9 protein-coding genes are annotated in these 11,221 nt (G+C 70.3%); 3 read left to right on the top strand and 6 right to left on the bottom strand.

The window, feature by feature from the left end:
• The first annotated feature begins 91 nt into the window (after positions 1-91).
• Positions 92-712 carry a trimeric intracellular cation channel family protein gene (locus GO606_RS11030; protein ID WP_169117346.1) on the top strand — a complete coding sequence of 207 codons (621 nt, stop codon included), beginning with the start codon at positions 92-94 and terminating at the stop codon, positions 710-712.
• A 58-nt stretch (positions 713-770) separates the two neighbouring features.
• Positions 771-1,193, top strand: a complete 423-nt coding sequence (gene mscL, locus GO606_RS11035) for a large conductance mechanosensitive channel protein MscL (RefSeq protein WP_169117345.1) — start codon at positions 771-773, stop codon at positions 1,191-1,193.
• Between the two features lie 52 nt (positions 1,194-1,245).
• On the opposite strand, the gene GO606_RS11040 is transcribed toward mscL, so the two are convergent.
• The 4 genes from GO606_RS11040 to modA are packed head-to-tail and all read right to left on the bottom strand — an operon-like array spanning position 1,246 to position 4,518.
• On the bottom strand, positions 1,246-1,887 hold the full coding sequence (locus GO606_RS11040; RefSeq protein WP_169117344.1) for an MBL fold metallo-hydrolase: 642 nt from the start codon (positions 1,885-1,887) through the stop codon (positions 1,246-1,248).
• Positions 1,888-1,944: 57 nt separating this feature from the next.
• Positions 1,945-3,081, bottom strand: coding sequence for a molybdenum ABC transporter ATP-binding protein (modC, locus tag GO606_RS11045; protein ID WP_244857207.1), 1,137 nt, complete (start codon positions 3,079-3,081; stop codon positions 1,945-1,947).
• Positions 3,078-3,749, bottom strand: coding sequence for a molybdate ABC transporter permease subunit (gene modB, locus GO606_RS11050; protein ID WP_169117343.1), 672 nt, complete (start codon positions 3,747-3,749; stop codon positions 3,078-3,080). The genes modC and modB overlap by 4 nt, the downstream gene beginning before the upstream one ends.
• Before the next feature lie 13 nt (positions 3,750-3,762).
• Entirely contained in the window at positions 3,763-4,518 is a 756-nt protein-coding gene (gene modA / locus GO606_RS11055) for a molybdate ABC transporter substrate-binding protein (protein ID WP_169117342.1), read from the bottom strand.
• Positions 4,519-4,766: 248 nt separating this feature from the next.
• On the opposite strand from modA, the gene GO606_RS11060 reads away from it, so the two are divergent.
• Entirely contained in the window at positions 4,767-5,579 is an 813-nt protein-coding gene (locus tag GO606_RS11060) for a TOBE domain-containing protein (RefSeq protein ID WP_169117341.1), read from the top strand.
• 80 nt (positions 5,580-5,659) lie between these two features.
• Here GO606_RS11060 and recD read toward each other — a convergent pair whose 3' ends face one another.
• Both recD and recB read right to left on the bottom strand, forming a co-directional pair.
• Positions 5,660-7,522, bottom strand: coding sequence for an exodeoxyribonuclease V subunit alpha (gene recD, locus GO606_RS11065; RefSeq protein ID WP_211166503.1), 1,863 nt, complete (start codon positions 7,520-7,522; stop codon positions 5,660-5,662).
• Positions 7,519-11,220: an exodeoxyribonuclease V subunit beta gene (gene recB / locus GO606_RS11070; RefSeq protein ID WP_169117340.1), complete on the bottom strand. Its 3,702-nt coding sequence runs from the start codon at positions 11,218-11,220 to the stop codon at positions 7,519-7,521. Before recB ends, recD begins: the two co-directional genes overlap by 4 nt.
• Position 11,221 lies beyond the last annotated feature (1 nt).

An 11,221-nucleotide genomic window follows, 5' to 3' on the forward strand; every position in this document is an offset into this window, starting at 1 on the left:
GACATTTCATCGCCTCGGGCTGGACGAAGGCTGCGCCGGACATGGCGCGCGGCGACTCTATCACGGCACGGCGATGCTATTCTCGCGCCCCATGATTCCGATCGATATTCTCGTCTATGGCATCGGCCTCGCCGGCGTCGCCGCCCAGGCCGCCGCCGGGGTGCTCGAAGCCGGACGCAAGCCCTTCGACCTCTTCGGCGTGGTCATCGTCGCGCTCGCGGCAGCGCTCGGCGGTGGTTCGTTGCGCGACCTGCTGCTCGACCGCACGGTGTTCTGGATCGCCGATCAGAGCTATCTGATCACCGCCTTGACGGCCGGGCTGGTGACTTTTGCGCTGGTGCGCTTCGTGCGCCTGCCAGGCAAACTGTTCCTGCTGCCGGACGCGGTCGGCCTCGCGCTGTTTACGGTCAGCGGCACGCAGGCAGCCCTTGCGCTCGGCGCGCCGTGGCTCGTCGCGAGCCTGATGGGTGTCGTCACCGGCGTATTCGGCGGCATCGTGCGCGACGTGCTGTGCAACGAGGTGCCGCTGGTGTTCAGCGGCGAACTGTATGCCACCGCGTCGTGGGCCGGCGCGCTGCTGCTGATCGCGATGAAGGCCTCCGGAGCGACGCCCGGCACATCGGCGCTCGCCGCCGGCATTCTGGTGCTCGTGATCCGCCTTGGCGCGATGCGCTACGGCTGGCGCCTGCCGGTGTTCAGCGCGCGCCTGTAGTCGTATTCTCGGATTCGCGGCCCGCCTCACCCTCAACAACGACAGAGGAGTATCCGGAATGAGCTTTATGCGCGAGTTCAAAGAGTTCGCCATGCGCGGCAACGTCATCGATCTGGCAGTCGGCGTCATCATCGGCGCCGCGTTCGGCAAGATCGTCGATTCCCTCGTCAAGGACATCGTGATGCCGGTGATCGGACGGCTGCTCGGCGGAGTCGATTTCCGCCACTTGTACATCAACCTCGGCGACCAGACTTACGAAACGATGGAAGCCGCCGAGAAGGCCGGGGCGCCGCTGGTGAAATACGGGCAGTTCATCAACACGACGATCGACTTCCTCATCATCGCGTTCGCGATCTTCGTCGCCGTCAAGGCGATCAACCGCCTCAAGCGCGCGGAGCCGCCGCCCCCGCCTCCGCCGCCGGTCGAGCCCGAAGAGGTCAAGCTGCTGCGCGAAATCCGCGACGCGCTCAAGCGCGGCTGAACGGGCGAGGCCGTCGACACACTGGCGCGGGAACGGCCTCGCCCGCGCCGTGTCAGGCGTGATCGCCGACGTACGGGTTGCTGCGGCGTTCCTCGCCGAAGGTCGAAGTCGGTCCGTGACCGGGGACGAACGTGATGTCGTCGCCGAGCGGAAAAAGCTTCTGCCGGATCGAACGGATCAGCGTCGCGTGGTCGCCCTGGGGGAAATCCGTGCGGCCGATCGAACCGGCGAACAGCACGTCGCCGACGATCGCCAGCCGCGCATCGGCATGGAAGAACGCGACGTGGCCGGGCGTGTGGCCCGGCACGTGGATCACGCGCAGCCGCTCGTCGCCGACCGTCACCGTGTCGCCATCGTGCAGCCAGCGGTCGGGCTCGAAGCTCTCGGCGCCGGGAAAGCCGAACGTTTTGGCCTGCTGCGGAATGCCGGCGATCCAGAAAAGGTCGGCTTCCTGCGGCCCTTCGACCGGCACGCCGAGTTCGCGCGCGAGCTGCGCGGTGCCACCGGCGTGGTCGATGTGGCCGTGCGTGATCAGGATCTTCTCGATCGTGACGCCGAGCTCCTTCGCTTTCGCGAGGATGCGCTCGAGGTCGCCGCCGGGGTCGACGACCGCGGCCTTGCGCGTCTTGTCGCACCACACGATGCTGCAGTTCTGTTCGAAAGGGGTCACGGGGACGATGCGCAGGTCGATCATGGCAGGCGAGGATCCGGGTTGAGCAGCGCGACAGTTTAGCGGGTAAATTTCACTCCGCTAGCGCAGCAGCGCGACGCCCTTGACCTGCGCATACACGTCGCGGCCCGGCACGATGCCGAGCTGCGCGGCCGAACGGCGTGTGATGCGCGCGAGCAGCGCGGTGCCGGCGACGTCGAGACGCACCAGCGTGCGCCCCGGATCGGCCTCGTCGAGCGACACGACGCGCGCCGGCAGCACGTTGAGGATGCTCGAATCGTGGCGCTCGGTGAGCGCCAGGCTGACGTCGCGCGCGAGCACGCGCGCCCTGACGCGGGACGCGAGCGGCATGTCGAGGCCGGTGATCCACAGCGGCAGTCCGGCGAATTCGAGCCGCGTCAGCGCGTAGGCCTCGTCATGCGCGGCAACGCGGGCATCGATGACGACGAACGCATCCTCGTCGTGCGCGAACGGTAGATCGAGACGCGCCATCACTTCGCCGATCGGCCCGACGGCGAGCGCACGCCCGTCAGCGAGCAGCACGACGTGGTCGGCCAGCCGCGCGACTTCCTCGGGGGCGTGGCTGACATAGACAACCGGGATGTCGAGCTCGGCGTGCAGGCGTTCGAGGTAGGGCAGTATTTCCTGCTTGCGCTTGACGTCGAGCGCCGCGAGCGGCTCGTCCATCAGCAGCAGCCTCGGACTCGTCGCCAGCGCCCGCGCGATCGCGACGCGCTGGCGTTCGCCGCCGGACAGGCGCCCGGGCATGCGGTCGAGCAGCGGCTCGATGCCGAGCAGCGCGATCGCTTGGTCGAGCGGGATGCGGCGCGACGCGGCCGGGACGCGCTTCAGGCCGAATTCGAGGTTGCGCCGCACCGTCAGGTGCGCGAACAGGCTCGCTTCCTGGAACACGTAGCCGAGCGGGCGCCGGTGTGTCGGCACGAAGAGGCGCTGCGCCTCGTCCTGCCACAGCTCGCCGCGCACCGCGAGATACCCGTCCGCGGCGCGCTCCAGTCCCGCGAGACAGCGCAGCAGCGTGGTCTTGCCCGACCCCGAATGGCCGAACAGCGCGATCACGCCGCGCCCGGGCAAGGCGAGGTCGACGTCGAGCCGAAAACCCGGCCAGCCGAGGCCGAAGCGCGCGCGGATCGCGGCCTCGTCACCCGCCATCGCGCCGGTTCGCGCGGCGCCGGGGCCGAACGGCGCAGCGCCGCTCACCGCACCATTTCCTTTTTCCGCCCGTACAGCGCGAGCAGCACGACGAAGCTGAACACCAGCATGCCCGCCGACAGCCAGTGCGCCTCGGCGTACTCGAGCGCCTCGACGTGGTCGTAGATCTGCACCGAGACGACGCGCGTCTTGTCCGGGATGTTGCCGCCGATCATCAGCACCACGCCGAACTCGCCGACGGTGTGCGCGAAGCCGAGGATCGTCGCGGTGACGAAGCCGGGCCGCGCGAGCGGCAGCACGACGCTGAAGAACGTGTCGATCGCGCCGGCGCGCAGCGTCGCCGCGACTTCGAGCGGGCGCTCGCCGATCGCCTCGAACGCGTTCTGCAGCGGCTGCACGACGAACGGCAGCGAGTAGAACACCGAGCCGACGACGAGCCCGGCGAACGTGAACGGCAAGAGGCCGAGCCCGAGCGCCTGCGTGAGCTGGCCGACCGGACCGTGCGGCCCGAGCGCGACCAGCAGATAGAAACCGATCACCGTCGGCGGCAGCACCAGCGGCAGCGCGACGACCGCGCCGACGACGCCTTTCCACGCCGAGCGCGTGCGCGCAAGCCACCACGCGACCGGCGTGCCGACGACGAGCAGCGCCGCCGTCGTCACCGCGGCGAGTTCGAGCGTCAGGCGGATCGCGGCGAGATCGGCCGCAGTGATCATTGCCGCACCCGCGTCACAGCCCGTAACCGTAGGACTTGATGATCGCGACCGCCTTGTCGCCGCGCAGGTAGTCGGCGAGCGCCCGCGCGGCCGGCTTGTCGCGGCCCGCGGCGAGGATCACCGCGTCCTGGCGGATCGGATCGTACAGCCCGGCCGGCACCTGCCAGGCCGAGCCGCCGGACAGCTTGCCGTCGACCATCACCTGCGACAACGCGACGAAGCCGAGCTCGGCGTTGCCGGTGGCGACGAACTGGTAGGTCTGGGAGATGTTCTCGCCGGTCACGAGCCGCGCGGCGATGCCATCGGCGAGACTGAGCCGGCGCAGCACTTCCATCGCGGCCACGCCGTACGGCGCGGTCTTCGGGTTCGCGACCGCGAGGTGGCGGAAATCGCCGCGCCCGAGCACCTCGCCCTGGTCATCGACGACACCGGGCTGCGCCGACCACAGCACCAGCCGGCCGATCGCGTACGTGAAGCGGCTGCCGGGCACCGTTGCGCCCTCCTCGTCGAGCCGCGCCGGGGTCTTGTCGTCGGCGGCAAGGAAGACCTCGAACGGCGCGCCGTTCTTGATCTGCGCGTAGAACTTGCCGGTCGCGCCGAACGCGAGCAGCGCCGTGTGACCGGTGTCGCGCTCGAACTCGGCGGCAATCTTCTGCATCGGCGCGGTGAAGTTCGCGGCGACCGCGACCTGGACTTCGGCTGCGTGGGCGGCGACGGCGGACGCGATGCAACTCGCGGCAACGAGCAGTCGCACGAAACGGAATTTCATAAAAACTCCCTGTGGATTTTGGGATTTTTCACACTTCCGGGTTCAGACCGGATATGCCCGGAAAGAAGCCTTGATTTCGTAATATTCGTGTCTATATTACGGTTTATGTTCCAGCCCTGTAAAGAGGGCACATCTTCGACGAATCGGGCGCGGGCGCAGGGGAAACGCGGACTGCACGCCGGGGATGCGACAACTGCGACCGGTTCCCGATATGCTTTCCGCCTCAGCATCAAACGGACATTGAGCATATGGCGCCGAAAGACAAGCCCATCGAGTTGCACGGCTCGATATGGATGACGGTCGGAGGGGAGAACCTCGGGGGACCGGGCCGCGTCGCCCTGCTCGCCAAGATCGCCGAATGCGGTTCCATCACCCAGGCCGCCAAGGCGATCAAGATGAGCTACAAGGCCGCTTGGGATGCCATCGACAACATGAACAATCTCGCCGGCGAGCCCTTGGTGGAGCGGCTGACCGGGGGCAAGGGCGGCGGCGGCACCCGATTGACCCGGCGCGGCGAGCAACTGGTGAAGAACTTCAAACTTATCGAGCGGGAGCATCGCTGCTTCGTCGATCGGCTCAGCCGACAGGCCGAGGGGATCGCCGACGATTTCTTGCTGCTCAGGAGAATCGACATGAAAACCAGCGCACGCAACCAGTTTCTGGGCAAGGTGACTCAGGTCAGGCAAGGGGCCGTCAATGACGAGATCGAACTGGAGGTCGCCGGCGGACAGAAGATCGTCGCGATCGTCACGCATGAGAGCACCGACGGGCTTGGCTTGCACCCGGGGGCAGACGCCTTCGCACTCATCAAGTCCTCGTCGATCATCGTCGTCACAGACGATGAAGGCGCCAGATTTTCTGCCCGCAACCGGCTGACCGGCACCGTCTCGCGCGTGCAGCCGGGCGCAGTCAACACCGAGGTGGTCGTCGAGTTGCCGGGGGGAGGTACCGTGGCAGCCATCATCACCAACGAAAGCAGCAATGCGCTCGGGCTTGCCGTTGGCGCCCGCGTCACCGCAATTTTCAAGGCATCCAGCGTGATTCTCGGCATCCCGGCGTAAAGCGGAATCAGGGCGGCGCGCGGAGAAACCACCCGCGCGCTCGTAGCCGCGAACGGGAGGGAAATGAACGCCGAACGCCGCTAGACTTGCCCGCCAGCTTCGATCATGCGGTCGATCAGGCCGCTTTCGCGCACCGTCGGCGTGCCGCACGCCGCGAGCAGCACCGCTTCCGGCCCCGCGAGCACGACTTTGCGCGCGGCGCGCGTGACGCCGGTGTAAAGCAGTTCGCGCGTCATCACTTTCACCGGCGTCGCCGGCAGCAGCACCATCACTTTGGCGAACTCCGAGCCCTGCGCCTTATGCACCGTCATCGCGAACGCGGTGTCGTGGGCGGGCAGGCGCAGCGGCGCGAGTTCGCGCCAGCCGCCGGCGGGGTCGGGGAACACGACGCGCAGCTCGCCGTGCGCGTCCGGCAGGCAGATGCCGACATCGCCGTTGTAGAGCCGCAGCAGGTAGTCGTTCTTCAGCACGATGACCGGCCGGCCCGCATACCACGGCGACGCGGCAACGGCGCCGGGTGCCTGCGCGAGCGCGGCGCGCGCGTGGCGCGACAGCCGCTCGTTGGTCGCATCGATGCCGCGCGGCCCGCCGTGCACCGCGCACAGCACGCGAAAAGCGTCGAACGCCGCGAACACCGGCGCGGGATCGCCGTCGTGGCGGCGCAATGCCTCGAAATAGCCGGCGTAACCCTGCTCCAGGCGTGCGAGCACTGCGGCGCGCGGCGCGTCCGCGTCATCCGCGAGCCATTCGACCGACGGGTCGCCGCCCTCGCGCAGCCAGGCGAGCACCTCGTCGCCGGCGCCGGCGTTGATGCCGGCGGCGAGCCGGCCGATGCCGGAGTCGGCGGCAAAGCGGTGGCTTTCGGCGAACCACACGACGCTGTCGGCGAGCGGCGTCGCGCGGCGCGGCGGCGGTGGCGCGCGGCGCGGCGGCGGTGGCGCGATGCGCCCGGCCGGCGTGCCGGTCAGCGCCGCCAGCCGCGCGACGCACGAAGCATCGAGCGACGGGTCGGCGCACAGCTCGGCGAACACCGCGCCGGCCTCGACCGCGGCGAGCTGGTCCTTGTCGCCGAGCAGGATCAGGCGCGCGTGCGGCGGCAGCGCATCGACGAGCCGCGTCGCGAGCGCCAGATCGAGCATCGACGCCTCATCGACGATCAGCACGTCGAGCGCGAGCGGATTGCCGGCGTGGTGGCGGAAGCGGCCGGGCTGCGGCGTCACGCCGAGCAGGCGATGCAGCGTGTGCGAGCTCTGCGGCAGGCGCCCGCGGACCTCTTCCGGCACGGAGGCGCTGCGCGCGCGCAGCGCGTCGAGCATACGCGCGGCAGCCTTGCCGGTCGGCGCGGCGAGCGCGACGCGCAGTTCCGGTTCGGCGCTCAGGAGGCACGCGAGCAGCGCCGCGACGGTCGTCGTCTTGCCGGTGCCGGGCCCGCCGCTGATGACGGTCAGGCGCCGTTCGAGCGCGAGCGCGACGGCGAGCTTCTGCCAGTCGGCGCGCCCGGCGAGCCGCGCCGCGTTGGCGGCGAACAGTTCGCCGAGGCGCTCGACGGTGACCGGCGGCGGCGCCGGCAGCGGGCTTGCGGCACGCGCGACGAGCGCGGCCGCGAGGCGCCGTTCCCAGTCGTAATGGCGGCGCAGGTAGAGCCGATCGGCCGCGTCGAGCAGCAGCGGGCGCGGCTCGGGCGCGCGGCCGACGACGCCGCTCGCGAGCAGCGCCTCGCGCAGCCCGGCGACCGTCTCGTCCTCGGCGACGAGTTGCGCGAGCGGCACGCACACATGCCCTGCGGCGACGGCGAGGCTCGCGCGCATCGCCGCCGCGCGCAGCCGCGGCAGGCAGGCGTCCGGCGCCCCGGCGGCGCGCGCCCAGCTCACGACATGTGCGGCAAAACCGTGCGCGAGATCGGCTTCGGCGGTGAGGTCGGGGCGCAGGTCGAGAGGGTTCATCGTACGGATTCCGGGGCGGGGACGCCGCCGATCAGGCGGTCGAGGCTCGCGAGGGTTGCGGCGTCCGGACGGTGGACATACACGCCTGCCGGATGCTCGCCGAGCCGCCAGCCGGGCCGTACGCCGCGCACGAAAAGATACAGCGCGCCGCCGAAATGACGCTCGAAGTCGTAGCCCGGCAGCGTGCGCCCGAGATGGCGGTGCAGCGCGAGGCTGTAGAGCAGGTGCTGGAGATGGTAGCCGTGCGTGCGCATCGCCTCTTCGAGGCGCGCCGGCGCATAGTCTTCGGGCGTGAAGCCGAGGTGGTTCGATTTCCAGTCGAGGACGTAGAAACGCCCGTCATGCTCGAAGACGAGGTCGATAAAGCCTTTCAGGTAGCCCGCGAGCGCGCCGAACGCAAGCCGCGGCACATGATAGCCCGCGCGCGCGAGCCAGTCGTTCAGCGCTTCGGCGGACAGCCGCGGCGCCGGCAGGTGGAAACCGAGTTCGACGAGCTTGCGGCTGCGCGGAAGGCGGCCGAGCACGATGCCGCCGGGGAGCGGCGTCGCCAACACGTCATCGACGAGGCGCTCGAGCATCCGCGCGAGCGGCGCGCCGGCAGCGCGCTGCGGATGCCCGGCGAGCGCCGCCGCGATGGCCGGCGCGCGGCTCGCCGGCGCGGGGAAATCGAGCCGTTCGAACACCGCGTGGATGCAGTCGCCGGCCGCGGGGCCGCGCGGGAAGAACAGGATGTCGTCGTCGCCGGGCGCTGCGGCCGGCGCGATCGATGTCGCGCCGTCGATCGGCGCCACCAGCAGGGCGCGGGCGTCGTGGTCCTGCGCCGCCGCTTCATGGCCTGCGCCGTGGCTCAGCGCGCTGAAACTGCCGATCCGCCACGCTGACGGCAGGCGCGCTGGCGGCGCCATGACGTGCAACGCGTCCGCGGCCGGCTCGGCATTCGCGAGCCGCCCGCCGCCACTCGCCGGCAGGTTGACGATCGCCAGATCGGGTTCGGCACGCTCGAGCAGACGCGCCCACGCGGCCTCGATTTCGTCCGTCGTCAGCTTGTGCCTGAGCCATTCCGCGTGGTTGAGGCCCGCTCCGGCGACGAGCCAGTTCAGCAGGCTGCGCGTGCTCTCGGTCGGCGAGGCCGTCCTGCCGTTCTTCTTCAGGTAACAGCCGGCGACGAGATAGCAGCGATACACCGCGCGCGTCATCGCGACATAGACGAGGCGCAGGAACTCGGCGTCGCGCTCGCGGCGCATCAGCGCCTTGACGTCCTCGTCGTCGCGTGCGGCGGGGCGAAAGTCGAGCAGCAGCCCGCCCTCGGCGTCGTGATAGACGCAACCTTCGCCGTCGTCGCCGCGACCGGGGAAGCCGTCCCACAGGAAAGGGCAGAACACGACGCCGTATTCGAGGCCCTTCGAACGATGGATCGTCACGATCTGCACGAGGTTGCGGTCGGATTCGAGCCGCACTTGCGTCGCCTCGCTCGCCCCCGCGTCGCGCCGCCGGCTCGCGAACCAGCGCAGCAGCGCGTCCGGCGACGGGTGTTCGACGCCCGCCGCATGCAGGCATTCGGCCAGATGCAGCAGATTCGTCAGCCGCCGCTCGCCATCGTCGCGCGCGAGCAGGCGCACGTTGACACCCTCCTGCACGACCCAGCGCCGCAGCATCACGCCGAGGCCGCGCGCGAGCCACACTTCGCGCAGCTCGGCGAAGCGGGCGATCACGCGCAGCAGCGCACCTTCGTCGGCGGCGAGCGCATCGAGCGCGGCGGCGTCGAAGCCCATCAGCGCGGTCGCGAGCGCGGCCGACAGCAGCGGCAGGTGCGCCGGCTCGGCGATCGCGAGCAGCACGCGTTCGAGCTCCTCGGCGTCCGTGCTGTGGAAAACGCTCTGCTGCGACAGCTCGACGCTGCCGACGCCGAGCGCGGCGAGCGCGTCACGCATCCGCGCGCCCTGGCTGTGGCTCTTGACCAGCACCGCGATGTCGCCGGGGGCGAGCGCGCGGTCGCCGATCGTGATGCGCCCGGCAGCGCCTTCGCCGACGAGCCGGACGATCTCCGCCGCAGTCGCTGCCGCCGCCCGCGCGGCGACCGCGGCGCGCAGCGGCAGCACGCCGTCAGCATCCGGCGCAATCCACCACACGCGCAGCGCCGCGGCGTCGGCGGCGGCCGACGTATCGACGAACGGCTTGCGCGGTTTCGCGCCTTCGCTGACCGTCTCGTACGCCAGCCCGTCGAGCACGAAAGCCGCCGGGTTCGCCGCGAACAGCGCGTTGCAGGCGCCGATCAGGCCGCCGACCGAACGCTGGTTGCGGCTCAGCGTGTAGCGCGTGTCGGCTTCGCCGCGGGCGTGCAGGTACGTGTGCAGGTCGGCGTTGCGGAAGCTGTAGATCGCCTGCTTCGGGTCGCCGACGAGGAAGAGCCCGCCGTGCCGTCCGCCGTCGGCGTAGATGCTGCGGAAGATCTCGAACTGCAGCGGATCGGTGTCCTGGAATTCGTCGATCAGCGCGACCGGGTAGCGCCGGTGCAGCGCCGCGGCGAGCCACGGGTTGTCGTCGCCGGCGAGCGCTTCGTGGACGTTGAACAGGATGTCGTCGAACGCGATGCGGCGCCGCTCGCGCTTGGTCTCGCGCAAGCGCGCCGCGCCCGTTTCGAGAAAGCGGCGCAGCAGCGCGAGGCGCGCGGCGTCGAGCGCGGCGATGACCTCGTCGCGCAGCGCGAGCACGCGCGCCGCGGCGTCGAAGAAAGGGTGCTGCGGCGCGCTGCAGTGCTTTTTCACGCACTCACTGATGCGCGTCGCCGAGAACAGCGCGAACTTGCCGTCCCGCACGTCGAGCGGCGCGAGCGGGTCGCCGCTGGCGAGCCAGCTCGTCCAGCTCTTCGCCGCCAGCGCGACGCCGTCGGCCTTGTAGCTCGTTGCGTTCAGGCCGGGCAGGCCGGCGAGCAGCGCGTCATGGGCGTCGCGCCCGTTGCCGTTCCACATCGCGCGGGCGTCGGCGAACGCCGGGAAAATAGGGGACAGACCACGTTTTTCTCCGAAAAACGTGGTCTGTCCCCTATTTTCCGGCCAGCGCTTTTGCGCGAGCGGGCGGGCGAGATAGCGGCCGAGCAGCGTGGCCCAGCGCTCCGGGCTGTCGCCGCGCGCGATCAGCAGTTCGCCGAGTTCGGCCGGGCAGTCGTCGCTGGCGATTTCGCGGCGCCAGAAGTCGCGCGTCGCCTCCAGGCGCAGCTCGAGGTCGTCTTCGGCGAGCTCGAGCGCGAACGGCAGCGCGGCGGCGAACGGCGTGTCGGCCAGCGCGCGCTGGCAGTAGCCGTGGATCGTGAAGATCGCCGCTTCGTCGAATCGCTGCAGCGCCGCATCGAGCCGTTCGCGGATCTGCGCCCGCCCGATGGTGCGCGCTTCGAGCGCGGCGACGAGCTGCGCGACGAACGGGTCGCCGTCGGCGGCGGTGCCGTCGAGATACGCGAGCGTGCCGGCGATGCGCTCGCGCACGCGGCTTTTCAGTTCGGCGGTTGCGGCGCGCGTGAACGTCACGACGAGGATCGCATCGACCGGCAGCTCGCGCTCGACGACGAGGCGCAGGAACAGGCCGCAGATGTTCCACGTCTTGCCGGTGCCGGCCGACGCTTCGATCAGGCGGATGCCGTCGAGCGGGCAGCCGAAGACGTCGAGTTCGTCGGCGACGCAAGTGCCGGTGGCGGGGATCGTCATG

Source organism: Aromatoleum anaerobium, from assembly GCF_012910705.2.
GTDB lineage: Bacteria > Pseudomonadota > Gammaproteobacteria > Burkholderiales > Rhodocyclaceae > Aromatoleum > Aromatoleum anaerobium.